Genomic DNA, 23,514 nt, shown 5'->3' on the forward strand with positions numbered 1-23,514 from the left:
AAGATTAACCTTTTGTTTTTCTTTTGTGCTTTAATACACTTGTATATGTCCCCTCATTACCCTTTGACTTATTCCTTTTTTGACCAGGCTTGAATTTTTTCTTGCCTTCTGCAGGTAACAACCTTGACATCAAATCATGCCTCCCTACCTTTTCAAGTGTGTTTCTGATCCAACTCTGATTCTCCTTTTTATACCAGAAAAAGAATCGGTGTTGCTCGTCTTTATCTTTTTTTGATTTAGGAACATAAGACTTTTTTAAGGTGTAAGGATGATAGCCACTGTAGTAGATAACTGTGGCAACAGTCATGGGAGTCGGAGTAAAACCCTGTACCTGTTCAAGTTGGAATCCCATATCTTTGGTTTCAGCCGCCAAATTTGCCATATCCTCAAGCCTGCTTTCAGGATGATTTGAAATAAAATAAGGAATTAATTGAAGGTTTAATTTTTTACGCAAATTGATTTTGTCAAAAGTCTCCTTAAACTTATGGAAATAGGTAAAAGAAGGTTTTCTCATCAATTTTAACACAGGATCCGAGGTGTGTTCGGGAGCTACTTTCAATCTTCCTGAAACATGATTGGTGATTACTTCTTCGGTATAATCCTCCAGTTCCTGCGGATCGGCATTTTTATTAAATTCAGGCACAAGCATATCATATCGAATACCGCTTCCGATAAATGATTTTTTAATTTTAGGATTCTTATCTATAGCCTGATACAGTTCAGTCATTGGTTTATGAGAAGTATCCAGGTTATGGCAGATAACAGGAGAAATACAAGACGGGGCCACACAGCTGTCGCAAATACTCTGAACCTTCCCCTTCATTTGATACATGTTTGCCGAAGGTCCTCCGACATCTGATAAATACCCTTTGAAATCAGGCATTTCAGTTAGGGCCTGAACCTCCTTCAATACAGATTCCTGACTTCTGCTGGCAATGAACTTTCCCTGATGAGCTGAAATAGTGCAGAAACTGCAGCCACCAAAACATCCCCTATGGGTGTTAATTGAAAATTTGATCATCTCATACGCAGGAATCGGTCCCCTTTTCTCGTATTTAGGATGAGGCATCCTTGTAAAAGGCAGGTCATAGGAAGCATCGATCTCCTTTTCGGTCATGGTTGGAAAAACCGGATTGATCACCAGTAACTTTCTCCCGCTTCTCTGCAGGATTCTTCTGCCTTTAATTTTATTGGATTCCTGTTCAATCACTTTAAAATTTGAAGCAAAGGTCTTTTTATCTTTTAGGCAGGCTTCATGAGAATTGATCTCTATATCCTCCCAGTGCTTATTTCTTGGGGGTTGTTCCCCCTCTTCGAGTAAAAAGGCAGTCTGCCTTATTGTTTTTATAGCCTCGAAAGGAACCCCCTTTTTCAAAAGGGTTATTAATTCTCTCAGTGGTTGTTCACCCATTCCATACACCAGCAAGTCTGCTTTGGAATCGACCAAAATATTCGGTTTTAAAGAGTCGCTCCAATAATCGTAATGAGTTACGCGACGAAGAGACGCTTCTATCCCCCCTATAACGACAGGAATATCAGGAAATTTCTCTTTGAGTATTTTACTGTATACAGTTGTGGCATAATCTGGCCTGAATCCTTTATCCCCGTTTGGCGTATAGGCATCCTTATCTCTTCTGCGTTTGCTTGCAGTATAATTACTCACCATGGAATCCATGGCTCCGGATGTAACGGCAAAAAACAAATTGGGCTTTCCCAACTTTTCAAAATCCTGTAAATTATCATTCACATTTGGCTGTGGGACAATCGCCACCCGAAGTCCATAACTTTCCAAAATCCGTCCTAATGCAGCAGGTCCGAAGGCAGCATGATCGACATAGGCGTCTCCGCTAAAAATGATCACATCAAGGTCTTCCCAACCTCTGATCTTCATTTCTTTTCTAGTGGTAGGTAACCAATCTGAAAGTTGAAGTGTTTTTTGCATTTTGCAAATATAAGGCTATTTGCAACATCCTTCACATCTTAAGATATTCTCTAAACAAGGCGAAAGTAGTATGTCAATATAAAAAACCATCATTGCCCAGACTCTTCTCCCGAAGCGTTTTTAATCAATTGGACATAAAACCTGATGGCGTTTTCAAATTCACTAATTGCGATTCTTTCATTCAAGCCATGAAATGATTTTACGTTGGATCTGTTGATCCTCGTTGGCAAAAACCTGTAAATCTGGTCTGATAGTTCATTAAAGTGTCTCGCATCTGTGGCGCCAACAACCAAATAAGGACTCACAAGTGCTTCGGGAAATATTTGTGCAATCGTACGCTGAACGGTTTTAAAACCTTTGGCCTCCGTATCAGAAACACCTGATGGTTCAGTGTTAAAGTTCCCTTCTTTGATTTTAATCCTTTCATCATCGACGACTTCTCTAATATGATCAATTACATCATTTATTGACGATCCGGTAATGATCCTGAAATTAATGGTAGCTTTTGCAGACAGGGGGACAATATTGTCTTTTAAACCGCTATTGAAAATTGTTGGAGCAGTTGTTGTTCTTACCAATGCATTCCCTGAAGCCGTTTTTTCATAAACGCCAATGATCATAGATTGAAAAAAGTCTTTGTTTGCAAATGCCATTCTGTTTACAAAAGGCATTTCAGGACCAAGATAAGATAAAAATCCTTCTACCGGCTTAGAAATTGTGGCCGGAAAAGGATTTGATTTCAACTTAAAAATAGCCTTTGAAATCACATCAATGGCGGTTTCCCTGGCAGGCATTGATGAGTGTCCACCTTCAAGTTCAACCGAAATTTCCAAAGATACCGACCCTTTTTCGGCCGTACCAATCAAAGCGACGTCTTTGTCAATTCCCGGAACCATTCCTTGGGTTATAGTACCTCCTTCATCGAGGATAAATTCTGCCTTAACCCCCTGATCGGCCAAATAAGAAGCCATTGTTTTGGCTCCCTTCAACCCTCCTATTTCTTCATCATGACCAAAGGCTAAAAACATATCGCGTTTGGGTTGAAATCCTTCTCTTAATAAATGCTCAACCGATTCCATGATCCCAATAACTCCTATTTTATCATCAATGCAGCCTCTGCCCCATATCGTATCATTAACAATTTTTCCATCGAAAGGGTTTTCTTTCCAATAGGCCCTGTTTGCCTCAATCACCGGAACCACATCGAGATGCCCCATCAGAATGACAGGTTTTAATTTAGGATCCGTACCTTTCCAATGATAAAGATGACTGTACTTGTTAAATATTTTGTGATTCAATAAGGAATCCGTCAAGGGATAGGTGTTTTGCATAAAAACGTTAAACCTGTTGAATTGAATTGAGTCGAAGTCGGAGCTGTGTTCAGGAGATATTGTCGGGATCTGTATGGCACTGGAAAAGCGTTCGATCGACAAGGAACTGATATCAATCTTTTCGACTGATTCTTCGATAAGTTGTTTTGACCTGATTGAAAACGTGTTGAATAAAATGTAGATAATGCTGAGAATAAAGACGATCAAAACCAGCACTAATATTGACTTTAGTATTTTCATTTGCAATGATTCAGGATAAGCGAAACTAGTAAAAACAAACATACTACTTTTCTGCCTCTTCTTTATATCATTCATTGATCTACTCGAAACCTCTTCCTGTATTGACTTCAATTTGCTTCGAGTGAAACGGAGCAGTAAACCTTTAGATGCTTCCCGTTGAAAAAATCCTGTGAGAATTCATTCAAAGGTCCTTAAAATCAACAAAAGCAAACGAATTCCAAATCTAATCAAAAAGAGAAATCAAAATGACCATTTGAACCTGACAAAAAGGGCGGTGCCGCTGCTCACCAATTCATTTCCATTGCCGTCATCCACTTCGTCCATATCAAAATACTGTCCAATACCGGTCAGCTCCATTGAGTTTGAGATTGAATAGGACAAGGTGGGGCCCAAATAAATAAAATTACCTTCAGGGCCGTACATAGCTGCAAACATAAGCCTGAATAAAGCACTCACATCATAAGCCCCACTACCCAAAAAAGCCAGTTTTGTTGGAAAAAGATTCTTGGGGTCGAGGTCCTGAAATACCAAATCACCTAGCCCACTTGAAAAATTTTCAGCACCAAAGCCGTTGTACAGCGTTTCAAACTGAAGGTTTAGAGAATTCTTAAAAGTATAGTCATAATGCAGTGTTGCCGTTGCTTTTCCTTTTGTATTTTGATCATCTATTGGATGGAAATAGGTCATTTCGCCACTAAAACCACCCCCGCCTATGCTTCCCGAAAAACCACCTCCCAATACGTAATCGGTTTGGGTATAGATACCTCCTAAAAACTGGATATCATATCCTTTGGTATTGAATCTGTACAACAGGACCGAGGTAAGTTCGCTTTCTGAATTCAGCGACGTTGAAAGTTCGAGCTTACTGGACTCTCCAATATAATACTGTAATCGAAGGGCGTCACTGCCGGGTTTTTCCTCATAGTCAAAATCAAAGTATGAATAAGTATTAAATAAATCATTGGGGTTCCAGACAAAGGTCTGACCCCAGTTGATCCTCTGTCTTCCCAAAGTTATCTGAAGATTCCCGACGGTGTAATCAATCATAAACCGATCGAGTTGTGAAATACCTATCCATGAGGTTTTATCGGCCCAGACCCATGAAAGATCCAGGTAACCATTATCCCTGGCCACGTAATCACTGTAACCGGGAATCAGGCTCACATTATTCCCGATGATGATACGATTCCTTAACCCTGCTGAAAACGTTAGCTTATTATTGATAAACCAATTCAGATCCAACCGGTTATGCACCACATTTTCCAAAGCTATTTCACCGTCCTCTCCTACGGTCTGCATGATAGCAAGGCCTTTTACATAACCTTTTACCATCAGGTTATCCTGGCCAAATACGGCCAGGGTTATCAATAAAAAAGTTGCAATAATTATTTTATCCGGCATAAAATGACTATTTACATCCAAAGCGTTTTAATTAAGTCCGACTAAGCTTTGGTAACATCGGATATTACTTTCCCGTCATCCAGCGTGATCACCCTTCTCGCCTTATCCATCACCCTTTGATCATGAGTAGCAAAAATAAAGGTGATTTGCTCTTCCCTGTTCAGTTTTTCCATGATTTCCAATAGCTGGTTCGTAGCCGTTGAATCTAAATTTGCCGTGGGCTCATCGGCCAGAACAAACTTAGGCTTTGAAGCCAGCGCCCTCGCAACCGCAACTCTTTGCTGCTGTCCTCCTGAAAGCTGGTTTGGACGGCTGTTCAATTTATCTCCCAGTCCAACAGACTCCAACAAGGAAATGGTCCTTTTTTGCATTTTTCCCTTCTTCCAGTTTTGCAGTTGCATGATAAATTCAACATTCTCCCTGGCGGTGAGGACCGGTATTAAATTAAATGCCTGAAAAACGAACCCGATATTTCGCAATCTAAAATCTATGAGCTCATTTGAGGACAGTGTCGACATATCACTTTCATCAACCACCACCTTTCCTGATGTTGGTTGTTCCAACCCGCCGATCATATTCATCAGGGTAGTTTTCCCGCAGCCTGAAGGGCCGACTATTGCCGTGAATTCTCCCTTCTCAAAAGTGAGATCTATCCCATTGACCGCGTGAACAGGAATTTCAGTGTCGTGATATGTTTTCTTCAAGTTGATGATGTGTATGATACTCATGATTATCTGCTTTCCTGATGTTAGTTTATAGTGACCGTATTGCTTCTGCCGGATGTAATCGGAGTGCCTTCCAGGCAGGATATATCGAAGCCGCCACGCCTGTGACAATAACGAGTATGGTGATTTGCACATACCTGAAACCTTCCAGCATGGGGTAGGTAATGGCGGCATAGCCTACGGATTCCATTCCTTCACCCACAAAAGACAAGTCAATACCCGACTGGTTAAAGTAATTGATAATGAGCATGCTGAGAATTTCCCCGATGATCGCACCCACAAGGGCCAGAAAGATGGTTTCCAGCATGATCATAACAAAGACCCGTTGCTTTGTCATCCCAATGGCCATCAGCATGCCTAATTCGCGGGTACGTTCCAATACTACCATTAACATGGTATTTACAATACCAAATCCCAGAGCCCCCAAAATAATGGCCATAAATAAGCCCATCATGGTATCCATATATCCTGACATCAAACTCAGGTATGGTGATATCTCGGCCCAACCTTCGACCTTGGTATCAGCATACATAGCTTGTAACCCGGGCTCAATAATTGCTGCTTGTTCAAAATCATCAAGTAGCATGACTATTTCATGTGATTCATCCTGAGGCAATTCCAAAACCCTTCTGAGATCATCATTTCTTACAAATACATGCATTTTATCCCAGGGGTTGTTATCAGTTTTATAAATACCTGATACCTTAAAGGCAGCCCCGGTAATTTCACCCTTGTAATCCTGAAAAGTAAGTACGATTTTCGACTTTAATTTGGCCTTGAGTTCATCTGCAAGTGCCTGTGAAATTACAATAGGATTTCTCCTTTCTGATGTAAAGAAATTTCCTGAAGCAGAATCTATCCTCTTATAAATCTGAAAAACTTGTTTTTCCTGTTCAGGATCTACTCCAACGATGTTCACGCCCAGGTTTTTATTAGCAGTGGCAGACATTCCTGTTACCAGAACTCTTTCTGTAACCGCTTTGATTCCTGCTGTCTTTTTGAGTGCTTCAAGCTTATTGCTGGTTTCCTTAATAGTTTTTTTTACATCTCTATTCTGGGCATACTCGGGATGATGCATTTGCATATGGCCGATTTCATAAACAAAAGTATTATTCACCCTTTGCTGAGCCATCCCATTCATCCAGGCGCTTGAAAACAGACCTCCCAAGAGCCCCGAAGCGATAGCAAAGATAACCACAGCGCTTCTTAATTTGCTTCTCCAGATACTCCTCCATGCTATTTTTATCAATACCATACCTTAAGATCTTAAGCCTTTTACAACATCAAGTTTTAATATTTTTATCGTGGGATAAGACATAGCAATCAGACTGAGAATACTGATGGCAATACCTTGAAAAACGAAAATACTCCAATCCATGCTCATTGGCATAACGGGTTCAAAATTAAAGTCCAGCATCACCTCCACTGCATCACCTGAAAATTCTATAGGATTATACAAAAAGTAATACATAACCGGAAGGCTTATGACCACACCTGCCGCAACAGCCAGGCCGGTCAAAAAGAACAATTCCACGATTACTACAAGAGCCAGTTTTCTTTTCTGCATACCGACGGAGACCATTACAGAAAACTCTCTGATCCTCTCATTGGTCATCATCAATACGGTTCCAAATATTCCAAACGCAATGACCATATACAGAATGGCGATCATGATTACGCCGCCTGCATTATCTGTTTCAATCATTTGTAACAACTCTTTATTCATTGCTTCCCACCCCATGACTCTATATTCATTAGTATCTATCTTATAACGTAACTTATCTTCAACAGCCTTCACGTCGTTCATGTCGTAAAGGTCAAAAACGAGTGCACTATATCGGTCATAAGCCGAAAATAGATCCTGTGCCTCTAATATGGGCAGATATACGGTGCTGCGGTTCATTTCGGGTGTCGGCAGCTTGAGAATTCCTTTAACGGGATATAAGCCTGCGGCAGTCGTTCCGTGATAGCCGGATGAAAACAACACAAGGGTATCATTAACCCCAATATCTAAAAACTGGGCAAGACCTTGTGAAAGCATGATGCTTTTGTCGTCTTGCTCAATAAATTCTCCCGATTGCAAATAAGATTTTACCTTGGTCATCTTGTCTTCCTTGTCGGGGTCTATACCCATCACGACCACACCTTTAGTGGATACTCCGGAAGAAGCGAGGGAAAACGACTCCAATCGCGGAATGATCACCTTGACCCTTTCATCTTTGGCCAATTCAAATGCCATTTCCTGACTAAAGGTCATGGTATTGTTAATCGTCTTATCGTCCCAGTAATCCTTGTTCTGAATTTGCAGGTATCCTGAATAAGATTCAACTGCATTTTCTTTCATTTTGGCATAGGAACCCTTTTGAAAGCCACGCATAATAATTGCGAAGAACAAGGCAAACATTATTGAAGCGACCGTAATAAGGGTTCTCCGCTTATTACGCCAGATATTTCTCCAAGCTATTTTTAAGATGGTTTTCATTGTGTAATGAATTTGAATCTATCTGATGCGCTTCATATTTTGCTGAGAAAAAAAAGATTTGTCGAGCTCAATATCGAATTTGATTTCTTTGATATATAAAACGGTCTTTTTACCTTCTTCACCAGCCGGGACAATCTCAATTCTGGAAGGGATAAGTCTTCCATCCATCACTTTAAAGTCATATCCAAAATCACTTTTTACCAGTTCATCCTCTTCGTCGTAATATTCTGATTTAATCTGAATAAAATCATTTTTTGTAATCCATTTATAGACTTTTGACCAGATCACCGCCGCTTCTTCTTTTGGCAACATTTCTATTTTGTAACAATCAAATCCTTCTAACCTTTCTTCAGCAAAAATACTGTGGTTATAATCAACGACAATTGAACTTTCCTTGAGTATGTCATCGTTGGTATAATCTGAACCCATCCAACCCTGAGACATCATGGATGCCGGTATTTTTATCATTCTTCCTATCGCGGGCATCCAATTCCACATTTCTGTTTCTCTTTTCATAAAAACCTGCCCCTTATCACGCGCAGGTGCTGTAATATAGGTCATGGAGTAATCCAGTCCGTTGGCCCAGCTTTTCATTGAAATATTCCGTTTCCAGGAAGGTCGTACTATTTCCATTTCCAAAACTGATTGGTTGGTCTTCCCCCTTACTTTTTCATCAGCTTTCCGGATTATTTGTTCAGCTGTAAGTTGCTCTTGAGAAAAAATTGAATGTTGAATGGAAATAATACTGATGATCAGTGTAAAAGAAAGTGTTTTAAATTTCATAACATTTCCCTTGAAAGAATGAAATATAAAAATAAGGTTTTAAGTCAATAATTCCTAGCAAATCATAGGATATAACCGGGTCAAACAGAATATATGCGAGGCGATCGCAGGTCATCGCCTCATCTCTCATCGCCTCGGAGGTGAGGTGCTCACCTCCGAGGCGATGAGGACAAAAAATTAATATTGATGAAAGGCCATCGACACAAATTCAAGCACTTTGGGAAGTGATTCGCGCCAATAAGTCCAGTTGTGAGTTCCGTTGCGAACCCTGTATTCATGAGGGATTTTATTTTTACTCATTGATATGTGAATCAAACTGTTTCCTTCGAAAAGAAAATCGTCATCACCGCAATCAATATACCATCTTACAGAAGACAGGTCGTCAGTTGAAGAATTGTCGACCAAAAAAACAGGGTTATGCTTTTCCCAATAATCTTTTATTTGTACATCCGAATAACTCATTTCATTATTTCTGCTTAGGTATTCTTTAAGGCTTTCAATTGTCGGAAACCCGGTAAAAGCACTGAGCGGCGCCGATGATGAAAAAAGTTCAGGATGGTGCAAAGCATAGATAAAAGAGGCTCCGCCTCCGGAAGACAGACCCGAAACAGCCCGGTAACGCTTTTCACCCTTAATTCGATATTTTTTTTCGACATAAGGCATGAATTCTTCAAAAAAGAAATCTTCATAATTCCAGTCTCCGTCAATCGTATTGTAAAAGCCCCGTTTAACGGCACTCGCATCAGGCATAACTATAATCATTGATGTAGCTTTAGCGTCTTTAATGGCCTGATCAGCTATGTGTAATACTTCTCCAAATTGAATCCATCCTGTTTGATCGTCACCTCCACCGTGAAGCAAATAAAGCACCGGATAACTTCTGGATGATTCGTCATAATCAGGAGGAAGATAAATAGCATATTTCCGTTCGCTTTTTAGAATGCTGCTGTTCATGCTCAGGTTGTCATAGACCTTCCCATGCTGTCCGAAAAGCCAGTTCGTAGCGAAGGCCAACAACAAAAAAGTTAACGTAAGGATCCTTTTTCTTATCATATCTATTCTATGCAAATACTACTTGTTTTATCCATTTAATCAGAATTGCTTACAAAAGCGACTTTTTTACTGTCAGGTGACCAACTAGGCACATTAATGGTGCCCTGGCCTCCATATACATAGCTTATGATTTTTGGCTTTCCGCCTTCTACAGACATCATCCTAAGATACACATGCTTGTAAAAAGGGTGATCTCCCGACTCAACATCTGTCCCAAAAGACAGAAATACTATTTTTTTTCCATCAGGGGAAATATGTGGAAACCAGTCATTTAATTCGTCAAAAGTGAGCTGTTCAACTTCGCTGCCATTTGGCTTCATCCTGTAAAGCTGCATCACTCCGCTGCGATTTGAATTGAAGTATATATACTTTCCCTGAGGATCATATTCCGGCCCGTCATCCAGTCCCGGGGTGTTTGTCAATTGTGTTTCAATGCCTGATTCAATATTCACACTGTAGATATCGTATTGACCTTTTCGATTTCCGGTAAAAACCAATTCTTTGGCATCTGTTGACCATCCGTGAAGATAGGAAGCCCCCAATCCCTTTTTTGTGACGCGCCTGGGCTCATCGCTCCCTTCCACAGGCAATGTATAAATCGCAGAGTCACCATCATCAGCATCGTCATGGTGGCTGATTGCCAATTGCTTTCCATCAAATGACAATACATGATCGTTATTGTTTCGATCAGCAAATCCTGTATTGGTCATTGTTGTTTGCTGGCTTTTCAGGTCGTATCGATACAAATAACCATTAGAATTATAGATCAATGCGTTTCCATCAATTGTCCAATTTGGCGCTTGCAAGGAATGTTTTGAAGAAAATAGAATTTTTCTTTCCAGGCTTTCAACATCAAGGATTTCCATATTGCTTCCTAAATAATCCTGATAGCGCTCACCGGATTCAACAAAAGGTTTAATGATCCTCACATTGCTGAAGATCGCCTTTTCAACAACTTCAGGGTTATGTGAACATACATAAAGCCCTACGAAAATCTCATTGTTTAAGCCGGCATCATCAAGCGTCACTTTGACCAAAGGCTCTCCCATTTTAGCTGTACCCATGATAAAGGTATTTCCTTTTCTTTCGAGCTGAATCACGTCGGGTGATTCATCAACCGAAGTCAACTCTTCCGTTTCACCGCCTCTTTGTTTTCTGTATTGCAGTGCAACCAGCCCGTCACCATGAATGGCGGCACTTACATGTTCTGAATCAGAATGAAAATTGTTTCTCGCCATCCATCCCAGTTTTCTATGGGGATCGACTCCGTTTCCAACAAATTTCACATTGGCTCTCAGGATAAAATCTCCCTGTATACTATTCCATAGAAAATGAAACTGATCATCTGCAAACCAAATATTTTTACCTGAACCTTCAATCAGGTATTCCTGATCAATATTGTGATAAGATACGTTTCCGGGATGCTTTACCGATCCAATATCGCTATGGTTATAAAAGATACCCGTCGAATCAGTTTGGCTCATTACTTTTGTATTACAGCTCATTAAAAATAGTAAAATTAAGCACCTCAAAAGATTTTTTTTCATAACTAAAAAGCTTTAAAAAATGGCATACTCAACTGCCATCTAAATAATTTTAGATAAAAGTAGGACAAAATACAGGATCGGTGAAATCAATTCAATAAAACAGCATCCTCCACAATAACAGGATAAACATAACCTGCGCCAAATTCCCTGTCTATGGCCAGAATACCTTCAAAAGTAACAGTATCACCTACCTTCACTACATCCTTTGTTGTAAATGTCAGGTCAGATCTTTTTTCTCCCCTGGTCCCATCCATCAGGTGTACCCAGTTTCGGTCCATAATGTCCATATTTACTTTAACAACCTGGCCTCGTACTTTAACGGTTTGCCCATTAAACTCTTTGGAATTATTGTATAATTCACTAATACTGTGGCCATCGGCCGGCGGACTGATTTTTATACTATCGAGCAACTTATTAATCCCTTCCTTTTTTTTACTGATCATCTCTGTCTTTTTTGAATCATAGTCAATGGGATTCTTACTAATACGATCCACAAAAAAGATACGATCAAAAACCTTGTTTAATTCCTTGCTTTCAAAATTTTTCATCTCCATGGCCCCTGTGAAATAAATCTTTTCTCCTTCCTTGACCTCTGACTTCGAAACAGCCATCCAATACTCCTTACCGGATTCCTGTACAAATAAATATGTATAATCGCTGGTTTGCTGTACCTCCTTGACCACAACTTCATTTTGAGCAATTTCTTTCTTTAGGGGTGCATAATCCTTTTTTTTAGTTTCACATGACATCAGTAATGTGATACAAAATAGTAACAACGTGATTCTCATTTCAATTTAATTTAATTTATTTGGTTATTTCTTTATAAAGCGACAAAATACGTAATTCTGTACTGTATTTGCTGGTGTTTTATGAATAGATTCAAAATTTTCTACCAGTCTGTACCCTCTTGAAAAAAGCCTTGATAATCCTGAACTGTCGTATTGACGTATTGGAAGACCACTGCATTTCTCAGGGCCCGTTTTAGAAAATGTTCCAACAATCAAATTACCACCCGTTACCAAACACTTTCCTACTTTTTCCCTGTATAATTTCAATTCCGCATCACTGGTTAAAAAGTGGAGGCAGGCTCGATCATGCCATAAATCAAAAACAGCATTCGTCTGAAGGTTTGTTACATCCGAACAGATCCAGTTTACTTTTTCGGCTAATTTTCCAAGCCTAACTTTTGCCTTTTCAAGGGCCCTTTGGGATATATCAAGAACCGTGATATTCTCATATCCTTGGTTTAACAGATGATCCACGAGTAAACTATCTCCACCTCCAACGTCAATAATCCTGCTTTTTTTGGAGATTTGTGATCCGGCAATCAATCTAAGTGAGCTTGCAGGGTTTGGCTGATACCAACCAGATTCGATCAACGATCTGTTCTGATAGACACTTTCCCAATATTCCTTGCTGTTTTCCGGGCTGCGTGAAGTTTTTGAATCGATCATAACTTTATCTCTTAACTTATTGAATCTGAGGCAAAGCCACCACATGGGCAAGCACTTGAATTTCATTCATTGTCATTTCGAGCCTTTTATCGTACATTTTTACCCCTTTTACATCATTGAGTTTTCCTTGCTGGGAAATGGCTTTAACACCGTAAAAAGATCCATCCTTTTCAACAGCTTTGATATGAATTATATACCCTGATTTACGAACTCCCCGTACTTCCAATAAGTCTCCGTTATTCGCAATGGCAGCTAACTTATAGATCTTTCCCTTCTCAGCAATGGCTGCGACGGGTTTGTATTGCTCTTCGCTCACCAAAACCTTCACCGGCAGTATTTCCGTGCCAACAAAGGCCTTGACATCCATAATGTATTTCTGGCTTGAATCTTCCATTGCCTTGACATCATAACGGTTTCCTCCAGCATCCAAGGCTTTGACATCCATGGTATAGCCCTCAGGGTGCATCGCTTTGACATGCCATATAACCCGACGGTTATTCTCAGGTTCCTCATAAGAATCATGATTCTGCCCGATAACTGCAAGGCAGGGAGCCATCATTAACCATAAAAACCAAATTTTACTATCCATGTGCATACTAACCCATTCAATAAAGAAGACAAATGTAGTAATAGCAAATCATATCAACTATGATTTTGATTAGCTTTTACAGCATTTTTGACCAAATCAAAAGATATTTTGAAAACAAAAAACTTCAATATAATTTGAAGTTTTTCACTCATTGAATAAAAGTTATTTTAATATTTTAATGACGATTGACTATATAATCATTATTAGAATCTTCGCCTTCTTTATGATACCTTTTCCTGAGAATTTTTATATCAGTGTTTCTCTCCCCGGTTTCAATGTAGCTCTTATAAGATAACAGACTGTCAAAATTGGCCCTTTTTAATTTCCTTTTAAACAAATTTGTCAAAAAGCCATTATTCAACTTATAGAACGTTTTACTAAACAAAACCGTTCTTCCTCTATGATCTAACCTGACACCATAGGTAACATGCATTTTTTTAGTTGGGAAGTTTTCAGATTCATAGACTTCGTAAGTATAATAGACCCCATCTATGTATTTAATTATGCGTTCCTTATTGATGATATTATTTATCCCGTCAGGGATCTGAACTTCTCTTTCGGCTCCAAGACTTGCTTTCTCTTCAGTTCCATTAATTGCCATTGACTCGTCAATGGTCGTATGAAAACCACTCACATTTCCAAAGGATAACAGCGCATTCCAAACCGCTTCATGGGAACTATGAACAATCACCTCATTCTCCAAAACCTCCATTTTTTTGCCATCTATGATTTGCTGAGCCGATAGCTGGTTGACCAACAACGTAGCTGTCACAATTAATAGGTGGATTCTGATTGTAATTATACTTTTCATCGTTCCATATTTAGGGGCATCATGAAACAAATTTCTTGTTTTATTCGCTAGACACTTTTATTATTTAGGCCAATTGATTGACCGTTTAATTCATTCTGCAGCCTGATGGTGAACTACCAAACTCACTCCTAAAACTTCTGGAGATTTATGTTCTAAAATCTTATCGCATTGTCATTCTTATATCCTATATACAATAGGACGATTAAAACCTTAAAACATTACACTTTTTATTGGGATTATTCTAATAAAAACGAAGATTTACTCAAGATACAAATTGATGAAGTTCTGATCCAGTTCCTCGGAATCCTTGTACTCAATCCGGAGTTCATCAAGTTTTTTATGAAGTTTATCAATAATATTTTTGTACGACGGATCATCATAAACATTATTCATTTCCTGCGGATCTTTAATCCTGTCATATAGCTCCCATTCATCAATATCATAATAAAAATGAACCAATTTAAATTCTTTGGTCACAATCGCATAATGCCTTTTTACCATGTGAACCGAAGGGTACTCATAATAATGATAATAAACGGCCTTTCTTGACCAGGAAGCTGTATCTTCCTTAAAAAGCGGAATCAAACTTTCTCCCTGCATATCTTCGGGGGCTGCTATTCCTGCTGCTTCCAAAAAAGTTTGGGCAAAATCAAGGTTTTGGACCATTTCATCATTAGTGGTTCCGGGATTGATCTCATTGGGCCATCTCACCAATAAGGGTGTTTTAAAGGATTCATCATAAATAAATCTTTTATCGAACCAACCGTGCTCCCCCAGATAGAAGCCTTGATCAGAAGTGTAAATGACAATAGTGTTTTCAGCAATCCCGGATGCATCCAGGTAGTCCAATACCCGCCCCACATTGTCATCCACTGAAGATATAACTCCAAGATAATCCTGCATATACCTCTGGTATTTCCAACGCATCTTATCTTCCATACTCTTCGTGGGCCAGGTATTTTTAAAATCTTCATTGATCGAATCAAGCGTAATATCATATGCCGCTTTTTGTTCGGCATTTGCCCGGCCATAGGGGCCGTAAAATCCATTTTTCATTTCGGACACCACCGGTTCCACTCCTCCCATAATCTCAATCGTTTCTGGTCTTATTTTACTGTCATGGCTGTACATCATATGTTTGTACAAATTCATTTCGGCGGTTTTAGCAGCGGTTCCCCTGTTTGCATAATCGTCAAATAAAGACTCTGGCTCAGGAAAGGTTTTTTTACTGAATTCGGCAAACTTCTCCGGGCTGGGCCACCAGGGCCTGTGAGGAGCTTTATGCAAATACATCATCATAAAAGGCTTATCCTTATCTCTTTTTTTATCCAACCAGCCTATGCTAAGGTCAGTGATAATATCTGTTACATAACCTGTAATGGTCGTGTCTCCGCGAGGCGTTATAAAGTCGGGGTTGATGTAATTTCCCTGACCGGGAAGAATCATATATTCATCTACTCCTTTAGGGCTGTTTCCAAAATGTAATTTTCCAAACATGGCTGTTTGATAACCTGCTTTTTGAAACAACTGGGGAAATGTTACCTGTGTAGTGTCAAATGGCATTCTATTATCAATCTTACCATTAATATGGGTATGCTTTCCTGTAAGAATGGTAGCCCTTGAAGGTGCACAAATGGAATTTGTAACACAGGCATTTGTAAATAAAAGGCCTTCTTCTGCAATTCGATCGATATTGGGGGTTTTAATCAATTGGCTGCCATAGGCACTTATTGCCTGATAGGCATGATCATCAGACATAATAAATAGGATATTAGGCCTTTTCGGAGTTGAAACTTCCTGGTTATTACATGAAGCAAAACCAATTAACGTCAAAAGTGAAATCAGAATTTTACCGGCACTATACATAGAAGAAAGCTGATATTAACATTTAGTTTAAAAAATACCGGGTTCCGAATATTTTATCAGTCCCCAGTGAATCAAAGATATAGAAACCTGCGCTCTTCATAAGAGGTAGAGCGCATTAGTTTTAACATAAATTTAAAGATTGATCTTTAAACCTATGTGTGCAATTCAGGTCTTACCATTGAACAGTAAATCTTAAACATCATGAAAAAAATAATGATTTTCCTATTTCTGGGAACTACACTTTTGAGCTTTGCTCAAACGGAGAATCGACAAAAAAAAATGAATGCGGACTTCACTTCTGAACAAAAAGCCATTTTAAAAACGAAACAGATGGCCCTGGAATTGGATCTTACAGACGGGCAACAGAAACAGATGCTCGCTTTGAATAAAAAATGGGCTGAAGAAAAAGCCACTCGAAAGGCTAAAATGAAATCTGTGAACGAAGAAGAAATGACCTCTGATGAAAGGTTCAATCACATGAACGCAATGCTTGACAGCAAAATTGCCCATCAAAGCGAGGTTAAAAAAATTCTTACTGAAGACCAGTATGCCGAGTGGAAAAAAGCTACAAAAAAAATGCCACACAGATCGAAAGACAGAAGGCCTCAACATTACAGACAAAACAGAGTAGGTCAAAAATAATGAGATTGGATAAGTAGATTGATTTTGAGTTTAGACGAGAGCCACCCTTTTATAGGGTGGTTTTTATTTGGAAACCAGCAACTTCATCCCCACGCTTATCTCATTGGAATCCAAACCATTGATTCTTTTTAAATCATCCACCGACAAATTATTGCTTCTTGCAATAGAATAGAGTGTGTCACCACTTACCACGGTAATAAAGATATCCGAATCATCAATAACGTTGCTCACAATACTGCGATCATCATACTCAGGCTGATAATTGTCAAGCTGACGGGTTCTTTTATACCCTCTTTCATCAAGCACTAACTCATCATACTTGTACAGTTCAAAGGTTTCTATGAAGGAGATTAATTTCTTAGGATATTTTCTGTCAGTAGCATAGCCTGCCTTTTTAAGCCCCTTTGCCCAAGCCTTGTAGTCATCGGGTTTTAGATCGAATAAAAATTCATACCTGCCTCTTGACGTGAGAAACTTTGAATGATCATTAAAAGAACCCTCAGGCGATGGATATTTTCTAAAACACTCTCCCTTTTTGTCGTCATCGTGATAAACGCGTTTTCCTCTCCATCCTGAATGACATTTAATACCGAAATGGTTGTTTGATTTTTTTGCCAAGGTACTCAAACCGTTTCCGGATTCCAGGATACCCTGTGCAAGCGTAATACTGGCCGGGATTTTATACTTTTCCATTTTATCAATAGCAATATTTTTGTAGGTGCCAATGTATTTCACGGTATAATCATTGACCTTACCTTCATTGCTATTTTTATAGGAATCAAAAATAACGTCACTCTTGGCCTGGAGATACTGTTCCCTTGTCTCAACTTTTTTCTTCTTCCCTTTGTCGGCTGAAGATCGACTTGAACCACAAGCTGACATCAACGTTAACACAACCACTAAGATTGAAAATTTACAAACCTGTTTCATACACTGATCAATGGTAGTTTCTTTTTTAATAACTGCCGATTCATGCCTTCTATGCCCTGAAGCCCCCCGGTATGAATAGCGAGTATACTCATGTTTTTCTTAAAAAAATCCTTTTCTACAAGGTCCATGATACCAAACATCATTTTTCCGGTATAAACAGGATCTAAAGGTATGGTTGTCTGTTGATAAAAATTGTTGATAAAACTAATCAAAATTTCATTGATTTTCGCATATCCGCCAAAATGATATTCATTATTCAAACTCCAATTATCCCTTTTCATTGTACTATCGTCAATAATATCTTCCAAAAAATCGCCTTTCAAGCTTTGAAAACCAAGTATAGTTTGATGATCAGAAGCTGAGTTTATAAGTCCTGAAATCGTGCCTCCTGTACCAACAGAAACGCAAATATAATCGTAAGTATTGTCTGATTCCAACAAAATCTCTTCACAACCACGAACTGCAAGGGCATTGGTTCCACCTTCGGGAATCTCATAAAAATCACCAAATTCATCTTTTAAGGCAGCTGAAAAGCTTTGTTCAGTTTTTCTTTTATATACTGCTCTTGAAACGAATTTAAATTGCATACCATTTTCATAAGCGAATTTTAATGTTGGATTTGTGTTGAGAGTAGTGCTAAGGTCAATTCCTAACTCATCTCCACGAATGACACCAATGGTTTTAAAACCGTGAATCTTCCCTGCATAAGACAAGGCACTGATATGGTTAGAATAAGCCCCGCCGTATGAAAGAAGTGTTCCACAACCTTTATCCTTGGCAAGGAGAAGGTTATACTTTAACTTACGGTATTTATTCCCTGAAATAATTGGATGCAGCTCATCTTCCCTTTTGACCACAAGGCGAATCCCTTTTTCATTCAATAGCTTTAAAGACACCAACTGATTTCTACTGCTGCTCATGGCCTGGTGTAATTGATGAATGATGAAAAATATTTAAGGCTAATAATGCCGGTCGAAATTCAAAGTCAGCGCCTTTGGATTGATATCGGAAATGACAGGTGAAAGAAGGATGAAGAGATCGCCTATAATTCCTTATTTTAGCCGATTGAATGTAAGCATCAAAAAATGGGTGATTGATCTGCATGAAAAGAACAAAATGGAAAAAAAGTTACATTTAGTATGCAATTTAACAATAATAACTTAGATCCTGAAGATTTTTATTACAGTGAGGAAGGTTTTAAAGTTTTTACCAAAATCTACCATTTGAAGAGGGGCTATTGTTGTAAAAATAATTGCCGTCACTGTCCTTATGGGTTTGATCTTAAACGGCCCTAAAATCAATTCAAAAAACTTGCAACTCATAAGCTTTTGAAGCTAAGCATATTGTGTAGCTTCAGCATAAAAACCTGACATGATCATGCATTTGTTTGGTATGATTCTTGATATACCTTAGCAAAGTATGCTGTTTTTATAAAATACGTTTATATGAAGGATTTTTACTTTGTAGCCTCGCTATCATTATTGCTGATTGTTTTTTCATGCTCTTCAGTCAATGTTTATTCTGATTATGATAAAGAAACCAATTTTTCCAGTTTTAAAACCTATGCATTTTATAAAAAAGGTATTGATAAGGTGGAAATTTCCGATCTTGATAAAAAAAGAATTCTCAGGGCCATTGAAAGGGAACTAAAAGCCAAAGGAATGGTTCCTTCCGATAATCCCGACCTGCTGGTTAACATTTTTACAAAATCACGCGAAAAAATTGACGTTTATAACAATAGTTATTACGGCTGGTATCCATGGTATTATGGTTATGGATATGGACCAGGGTATGGATTTGGCTATAGCAATGTCACCAGTTCAACAGAGGGCACCCTTTTTATAGACCTGATCGATGCCAGAAAAAAAGAATTGGCCTGGCAGGGTATCGGCGTAGGAATACTTTCCTATTCTAAAAACATAGATAAAAAAGAAGCCCGTATCAGTGAAATAGTCACCAACATCATGATGCAGTATCCACCAAAAATTGAAGTCTCTTCAAACTAACGAGATAACTTAAAATCACAATGGCCTAAAGCGATTCAATTTGTCCTTGTACCTCCTCCCACAAGGTCATGAGCTCTTCAACCTTTGATTTTTTTTGTTGATACGATTTAAAGAACTGTTCATTTTCATGTAATAATTGAAAATTTTCAGCGATTTCGGCATCATCATTTATGATCTTCTTTTCCAAGTCTGAAATTTCAGTTTCAATTTTGCTCAAACGATTCTGCAATTTTTTCTTTTGCTTTTGATCCGCATGATTTTGCTTCCCCCCTTTTGAGGAATTAGCTGAACTCTCTTCTTTTTTGGTCTTCATTTCAACGGCTCTCATGTCTTCCAATTCATGCTGCTCAAGAAAATAATTAATGTCTCCAAGGTATTCTTTGATTCCACCTTCCCTGAATGAATAAACCGTAGCTGCGAGATCCTGTAAAAAGTCCCTGTCATGTGAAACCAGTATCAATGTTCCATCAAATTGTTTCAAGGCCCTTTTTAGTACATTCTTTGAAGCTATATCCAGGTGATTTGTAGGCTCATCCATAATCAGCACATTAAAAGGATGCAGCAACATCTTGCACAGCGCCAGGCGATTTCTTTCACCTCCTGAAAGTACTTTAACTTTCTTTTCGACTTCATCACCTCTGAAAAGAAAAGACCCCAGCATATCTCTAACTTTCACCCTGTTCCCGTCAGTGGATTCATTTTCCATAGTTTCCAGAATGGTCAGTTCACCATCGAGATATTCAGACTGGTTCTGGGCAAAGTATCCTATCTGAACATTATGTCCCAATTTCAATTCACCATCATAGGGGATCTCCCCAACCATAATCTTGGCAAGCGTCGATTTACCTTGACCATTTTGTCCAACAAAAGCGATTTTACTCCCGCGTTCGATGAGCAAGTTAACGTGCTCCAGGACCTGATTTTCATCATAATTCTTCGCCACATTATTGGCTTCCACGACAACTTTTCCCGGGGTAACAGACATGGGAAATCTTACATTCATAACAGCATTGTCTTCAACATCAACTTCTATGCGTTCCACGCGATTCAGCTTTTTGATCAATGATTGAGCCATTGAGGCCTTGTTGGCCTTGGCCCTGAATTTCTCAATAAGTTGTTCGGTATGCTTGATTTCGCGTTCCTGATTTTTTTGAGACTGAAGTTGTTTCTCTTTTATTTCATTCCTCAGAAGAAGATATTGAGAATATGGTTTTTTATAATCATAGATCTGACCTAATGATATTTCTATCGTTCTGTTGGTCACATTATCAAGGAACATCTTATCATGAGAGACCATCATAATGGCTCCACTAAATCCTTTTAAAAAGTTCTCAAACCAAATAATGGATTCTATGTCCAAATGGTTTGTAGGCTCATCAAGCAAAAGAATATCGTGATTCTGCAACAACAATTTTGCCAATTCTATTCTCATTCTCCATCCTCCTGAAAATGTATTGGTCAATTGCTGAAGGTTTTCCTGCTTAAAACCAAGGCCGGCAAGGATTTTTTCTGTTTCTCCCTGGTAATTATAACCTCCAATCAATTCGTATCTATGAGATAACTCGTCAAGGTCATGCATCAGATCATGGTAGTACTCGCTCTCATAATCTGTCCTTTCTGCTAATTGGGTATTGACCTCCTCAAGTTTCCTTTCTATGCTCTTGATTTCTTTGAAGGCCTGATAAGCCTCCTCGATCACGGTTCGGCCTTCTTCAAAATCAATATCCTGTTTTAAGAAACCCAGGCTTATATCCTTGTCAAAGGCCATTGAACCCCTGTCATATTCCTGTTCGCCGGCAACAATTTTTAGCAAGGTGGATTTTCCTGCTCCATTTTTACCAACGAGTCCTATACGATCTCCGGCATTTAACTTAAAAGTGATTCCCGAAAACAATTCTTCTCCAGAAAAGGAAACGGTAATATCGTGGGCATTGAGCATTATTCTGTTTTAAAAATTTATCTTTGCAAAAGTAATTGAATCTTGTTAATCTGCAATGCTTAAAAAAGGCTCTAAATTCTATAGTGTTTTTCACAATAAATGTCCCAGATGCCAGGAGGGTGAATTCTTTAAGTATGGCATTACCCTGAATTTTAACAACAATTTAAAAACCCATACTGCCTGCAGTAACTGCGGTTTGAAATATATGATCGAACCTTCGTTTTTTTACGGTGCCATGTATGTATCCTATGCATTGACTGTGGCCTTTGCTATTGCTGTTTTTGTGATTTCTTATCTGATTGGCTTAGGGCTGATCAGTTCACTTATCGCCATCATTGTCATTCTGATCGCTTTGACACCTCTTACCATGAGGATGTCCAGGCTACTGTATATAAACCTGTTTATTCACTATAAAAAGGAGATTTAGATTTTTTGTTTAAACCTTTTGATGTCTATCTCTGTATCCAAAGGCTCTCCATTTTCCAAAAATTGATATAGTTTTTTAGCCATCAATGGAGCAATCATGACACCTCTTGTTCCTAAACCGTTTAAAATGGCCAACCTGTGATTTTTCGCATGGACTCCAAGTAAAGGTTTCCGATCTCCTGTTGTTGGCCTCACACCAGCCTCATGATCAGTAATTTTATACGGACAATTGATCACTGTCATTAACTTCTCTTCAAGTTCTTTTTTTCCTGCCATTGTCGGGTCATTGGTTTTATCCGACCAGTTAAAAGTAGCTCCAACTTTATAAAAATCATTTCCAAGAGGCATGATAAAAACAGCAGATTTTATAACATAGTCCAGTTTTAGCTCCGGAGCATGAATCGTAAGCAACTCTCCCTTAGTACCGTTTAGCGGCAGTTTTTTAAAAAACGGATTGCTTTTAACGCCATTTCCTTCACAGAAAACAATCTTCTGAGCCATAATATCACCATAGTCAATATGGCTGTCCCAGGTGATGACCCGATCATGCCTGAAGGTTTCTTCGACCAAATAATCGTTTTTCCTAAGGTCTTCCCGATACATGGAAACTAGTTCCTTCACTCTTATTCTTCCGGTGTGCCTTAGTTTCCCTGCCTGATATGGTGCATTAACTCCCTTAGATTCAACCTTGACCAACTCGGGATGCATAAATTCCCTGAGTATGGGTTGATCACATGCTACGAACCAGTTATTTTGTTCTTCAATACTTTTAAAGGTTCTGTAAATGGGTAAAGGCTCATCGAAAGATGCTGAGAGTTCTTTTTCAAGTGACAAATAAAAAGGAATGGCTATATCCAATTGCTCCTTTGCATTCCAAACGGGTGTAAAGCGTTTTAGAATAACGGGATTGTACATGCCTCCGGCCACCAGGGAAGAGGTTTGAGAATGGTTTTCAAAAACCAAAAAGGACCTGCCCTGTTTTTTAAGTTCCTCGGCAAAAGCAATACCGGCCAGTCCAAGTCCTACAATGATATAATCAACAGTTGTATTCAATTTATTCCAATGAATCAATAAAATATTCAGTATTCAAAGATAGTATATAGCGCTTAACTATATATTATTTATTTCCGAGGCGATCGGAGCTGAAACCCTCAGTTCTCATCCCCTCAGTTTTCATCACCTCAGTTCTCATCACCTCAGTTTTCATCACCTCAGTTCTCATCACCTCAGTTCTCATCGCCTCAGTTCTCATCACCTCAGTTCTCATCACCTCAGTTCTCATCGCCTCACCTCCGATCGCCTCGCTTCCGATCGCCTCGCTTCCGATGCCCTTGAGATCAAGGCATA

At 38.9% G+C, this 23,514-nt stretch carries 23 protein-coding genes; 4 read left to right on the forward strand and 19 right to left on the reverse strand.

The genetic code is table 11. The annotated features are described in order from the left end of the window. Positions 1-4 precede the first annotated feature (4 nt). The 14 genes from AABB81_RS08415 to AABB81_RS08480 all read right to left on the reverse strand — a co-directional run bounded on the left by AABB81_RS08415 (position 5) and on the right by AABB81_RS08480 (position 16,224). Entirely contained in the window at positions 5-1,942 is a 1,938-nt protein-coding gene (locus AABB81_RS08415) for a YgiQ family radical SAM protein (protein WP_342159906.1), read from the reverse strand. An 89-nt stretch (positions 1,943-2,031) separates the two neighbouring features. Further along, entirely contained in the window at positions 2,032-3,513 is a 1,482-nt protein-coding gene (locus tag AABB81_RS08420) for a M20 family peptidase (RefSeq protein ID WP_342159907.1), read from the reverse strand. A 240-nt stretch (positions 3,514-3,753) separates the two neighbouring features. Then, the gene (locus AABB81_RS08425; RefSeq protein ID WP_342159908.1) at positions 3,754-4,914 is read right to left on the reverse strand and encodes a hypothetical protein; all 1,161 of its coding nucleotides are present in this window, start codon (positions 4,912-4,914) and stop codon (positions 3,754-3,756) included. Positions 4,915-4,955: 41 nt separating this feature from the next. Continuing rightward, positions 4,956-5,642 carry an ABC transporter ATP-binding protein gene (locus AABB81_RS08430; RefSeq protein WP_342159910.1) on the reverse strand — a complete coding sequence of 229 codons (687 nt, stop codon included), beginning with the start codon at positions 5,640-5,642 and terminating at the stop codon, positions 4,956-4,958. 25 nt (positions 5,643-5,667) lie between these two features. Then, positions 5,668-6,894, reverse strand: a complete 1,227-nt coding sequence (locus AABB81_RS08435) for an ABC transporter permease (protein ID WP_342159911.1) — start codon at positions 6,892-6,894, stop codon at positions 5,668-5,670. Positions 6,895-6,897: 3 nt separating this feature from the next. Continuing rightward, entirely contained in the window at positions 6,898-8,121 is a 1,224-nt protein-coding gene (locus AABB81_RS08440; RefSeq protein WP_342159913.1) for an ABC transporter permease, read from the reverse strand. A gap of 18 nt (positions 8,122-8,139) precedes the next feature. Beyond that, the gene (locus AABB81_RS08445) at positions 8,140-8,904 is read right to left on the reverse strand and encodes an outer membrane lipoprotein-sorting protein (RefSeq protein ID WP_342159915.1); all 765 of its coding nucleotides are present in this window, start codon (positions 8,902-8,904) and stop codon (positions 8,140-8,142) included. A 177-nt stretch (positions 8,905-9,081) separates the two neighbouring features. Then, complete coding sequence (locus AABB81_RS08450) at positions 9,082-9,972, reverse strand: alpha/beta hydrolase (protein ID WP_342159917.1); 891 nt, start codon at positions 9,970-9,972, stop codon at positions 9,082-9,084. 20 nt (positions 9,973-9,992) lie between these two features. After that, entirely contained in the window at positions 9,993-11,441 is a 1,449-nt protein-coding gene (locus AABB81_RS08455; protein ID WP_342159919.1) for a TolB family protein, read from the reverse strand. 149 nt (positions 11,442-11,590) lie between these two features. After that, positions 11,591-12,292, reverse strand: a complete 702-nt coding sequence (locus AABB81_RS08460) for a GW dipeptide domain-containing protein (RefSeq protein ID WP_342159921.1) — start codon at positions 12,290-12,292, stop codon at positions 11,591-11,593. 24 nt (positions 12,293-12,316) lie between these two features. Further along, the gene (locus AABB81_RS08465) at positions 12,317-12,958 is read right to left on the reverse strand and encodes a class I SAM-dependent methyltransferase (protein ID WP_342159922.1); all 642 of its coding nucleotides are present in this window, start codon (positions 12,956-12,958) and stop codon (positions 12,317-12,319) included. 16 nt (positions 12,959-12,974) lie between these two features. Continuing rightward, a complete protein-coding gene (locus AABB81_RS08470; RefSeq protein WP_342159923.1) occupies positions 12,975-13,547 on the reverse strand; it encodes a DUF7486 family protein in 573 nt (190 codons plus the stop codon). A gap of 175 nt (positions 13,548-13,722) precedes the next feature. Further along, a complete protein-coding gene (locus AABB81_RS08475) occupies positions 13,723-14,358 on the reverse strand; it encodes an SRPBCC family protein (protein WP_342159924.1) in 636 nt (211 codons plus the stop codon). A 258-nt stretch (positions 14,359-14,616) separates the two neighbouring features. Next, the gene (locus AABB81_RS08480) at positions 14,617-16,224 is read right to left on the reverse strand and encodes a sulfatase family protein (protein ID WP_342159925.1); all 1,608 of its coding nucleotides are present in this window, start codon (positions 16,222-16,224) and stop codon (positions 14,617-14,619) included. A gap of 201 nt (positions 16,225-16,425) precedes the next feature. On the opposite strand from AABB81_RS08480, the gene AABB81_RS08485 reads away from it, so the two are divergent. Beyond that, positions 16,426-16,866, forward strand: a complete 441-nt coding sequence (locus AABB81_RS08485) for a DUF4890 domain-containing protein (protein WP_342159926.1) — start codon at positions 16,426-16,428, stop codon at positions 16,864-16,866. Positions 16,867-16,929: 63 nt separating this feature from the next. Here the strand turns inward: AABB81_RS08485 and AABB81_RS08490 are convergent, their stop codons facing one another. Further along, on the reverse strand, positions 16,930-17,760 hold the full coding sequence (locus AABB81_RS08490; RefSeq protein WP_342159928.1) for a glucosaminidase domain-containing protein: 831 nt from the start codon (positions 17,758-17,760) through the stop codon (positions 16,930-16,932). 32 nt (positions 17,761-17,792) lie between these two features. After that, positions 17,793-18,716 carry a 1-aminocyclopropane-1-carboxylate deaminase/D-cysteine desulfhydrase gene (locus AABB81_RS08495; RefSeq protein WP_342159930.1) on the reverse strand — a complete coding sequence of 308 codons (924 nt, stop codon included), beginning with the start codon at positions 18,714-18,716 and terminating at the stop codon, positions 17,793-17,795. A gap of 219 nt (positions 18,717-18,935) precedes the next feature. On the opposite strand from AABB81_RS08495, the gene AABB81_RS08500 reads away from it, so the two are divergent. Then, entirely contained in the window at positions 18,936-19,091 is a 156-nt protein-coding gene (locus tag AABB81_RS08500) for a C1orf53 family protein (protein WP_342159932.1), read from the forward strand. 150 nt (positions 19,092-19,241) lie between these two features. Beyond that, positions 19,242-19,802, forward strand: coding sequence for a DUF4136 domain-containing protein (locus AABB81_RS08505; protein WP_342159934.1), 561 nt, complete (start codon positions 19,242-19,244; stop codon positions 19,800-19,802). Between the two features lie 25 nt (positions 19,803-19,827). Here AABB81_RS08505 and AABB81_RS08510 read toward each other — a convergent pair whose 3' ends face one another. After that, on the reverse strand, positions 19,828-21,741 hold the full coding sequence (locus AABB81_RS08510) for an ABC-F family ATP-binding cassette domain-containing protein (protein ID WP_342159936.1): 1,914 nt from the start codon (positions 21,739-21,741) through the stop codon (positions 19,828-19,830). A 55-nt stretch (positions 21,742-21,796) separates the two neighbouring features. Here AABB81_RS08510 and AABB81_RS08515 point away from each other — a divergent pair, with 55 nt between their 5' ends. Beyond that, positions 21,797-22,168, forward strand: coding sequence for a DUF983 domain-containing protein (locus tag AABB81_RS08515; protein ID WP_342159937.1), 372 nt, complete (start codon positions 21,797-21,799; stop codon positions 22,166-22,168). Here AABB81_RS08515 and AABB81_RS08520 read toward each other — a convergent pair. Next, the gene (locus AABB81_RS08520) at positions 22,165-23,220 is read right to left on the reverse strand and encodes an NAD(P)/FAD-dependent oxidoreductase (RefSeq protein WP_342159938.1); all 1,056 of its coding nucleotides are present in this window, start codon (positions 23,218-23,220) and stop codon (positions 22,165-22,167) included. The two genes, AABB81_RS08515 and AABB81_RS08520, sit on opposite strands and share 4 nt — an antisense overlap. A gap of 64 nt (positions 23,221-23,284) precedes the next feature. Next, on the reverse strand, positions 23,285-23,434 hold the full coding sequence (locus tag AABB81_RS08525; protein WP_342159939.1) for a hypothetical protein: 150 nt from the start codon (positions 23,432-23,434) through the stop codon (positions 23,285-23,287). Positions 23,435-23,514 lie beyond the last annotated feature (80 nt).

Origin of the sequence: Lutimonas vermicola (assembly GCF_038433205.1) — a bacterium.
Lineage (GTDB): Bacteria > Bacteroidota > Bacteroidia > Flavobacteriales > Flavobacteriaceae > Lutimonas > Lutimonas vermicola.

Bases quoted from the DNA above. Each gene is read 5' to 3' on its own strand.
- AABB81_RS08415 (WP_342159906.1), bottom strand. From the start codon at position 1,942: ATGCAAAAAACACTTCAACTTTCAGATTGGTTACCTACCACTAGAAAA.
- AABB81_RS08420 (WP_342159907.1), bottom strand. From the start codon at position 3,513: ATGAAAATACTAAAGTCAATATTAGTGCTGGTTTTGATCGTCTTTATT.
- AABB81_RS08425 (WP_342159908.1), bottom strand. From the start codon at position 4,914: ATGCCGGATAAAATAATTATTGCAACTTTTTTATTGATAACCCTGGCC.
- AABB81_RS08430 (WP_342159910.1), bottom strand. From the start codon at position 5,642: ATGAGTATCATACACATCATCAACTTGAAGAAAACATATCACGACACT.
- AABB81_RS08435 (WP_342159911.1), bottom strand. From the start codon at position 6,894: ATGGTATTGATAAAAATAGCATGGAGGAGTATCTGGAGAAGCAAATTA.
- AABB81_RS08440 (WP_342159913.1), bottom strand. From the start codon at position 8,121: ATGAAAACCATCTTAAAAATAGCTTGGAGAAATATCTGGCGTAATAAG.
- AABB81_RS08445 (WP_342159915.1), bottom strand. From the start codon at position 8,904: ATGAAATTTAAAACACTTTCTTTTACACTGATCATCAGTATTATTTCC.
- AABB81_RS08455 (WP_342159919.1), bottom strand. From the start codon at position 11,441: ATGAGCCAAACTGATTCGACGGGTATCTTTTATAACCATAGCGATATT.
- AABB81_RS08460 (WP_342159921.1), bottom strand. From the start codon at position 12,292: ATGAGAATCACGTTGTTACTATTTTGTATCACATTACTGATGTCATGT.
- AABB81_RS08465 (WP_342159922.1), bottom strand. From the start codon at position 12,958: ATGATCGATTCAAAAACTTCACGCAGCCCGGAAAACAGCAAGGAATAT.
- AABB81_RS08470 (WP_342159923.1), bottom strand. From the start codon at position 13,547: ATGGATAGTAAAATTTGGTTTTTATGGTTAATGATGGCTCCCTGCCTT.
- AABB81_RS08475 (WP_342159924.1), bottom strand. From the start codon at position 14,358: ATGAAAAGTATAATTACAATCAGAATCCACCTATTAATTGTGACAGCT.
- AABB81_RS08480 (WP_342159925.1), bottom strand. From the start codon at position 16,224: ATGTATAGTGCCGGTAAAATTCTGATTTCACTTTTGACGTTAATTGGT.
- AABB81_RS08485 (WP_342159926.1), top strand. From the start codon at position 16,426: ATGAAAAAAATAATGATTTTCCTATTTCTGGGAACTACACTTTTGAGC.
- AABB81_RS08495 (WP_342159930.1), bottom strand. From the start codon at position 18,716: ATGAGCAGCAGTAGAAATCAGTTGGTGTCTTTAAAGCTATTGAATGAA.
- AABB81_RS08500 (WP_342159932.1), top strand. From the start codon at position 18,936: ATGCAATTTAACAATAATAACTTAGATCCTGAAGATTTTTATTACAGT.
- AABB81_RS08505 (WP_342159934.1), top strand. From the start codon at position 19,242: ATGAAGGATTTTTACTTTGTAGCCTCGCTATCATTATTGCTGATTGTT.
- AABB81_RS08510 (WP_342159936.1), bottom strand. From the start codon at position 21,741: ATGCTCAATGCCCACGATATTACCGTTTCCTTTTCTGGAGAAGAATTG.
- AABB81_RS08515 (WP_342159937.1), top strand. From the start codon at position 21,797: ATGCTTAAAAAAGGCTCTAAATTCTATAGTGTTTTTCACAATAAATGT.
- AABB81_RS08525 (WP_342159939.1), bottom strand. From the start codon at position 23,434: ATGAGAACTGAGGTGATGAGAACTGAGGCGATGAGAACTGAGGTGATG.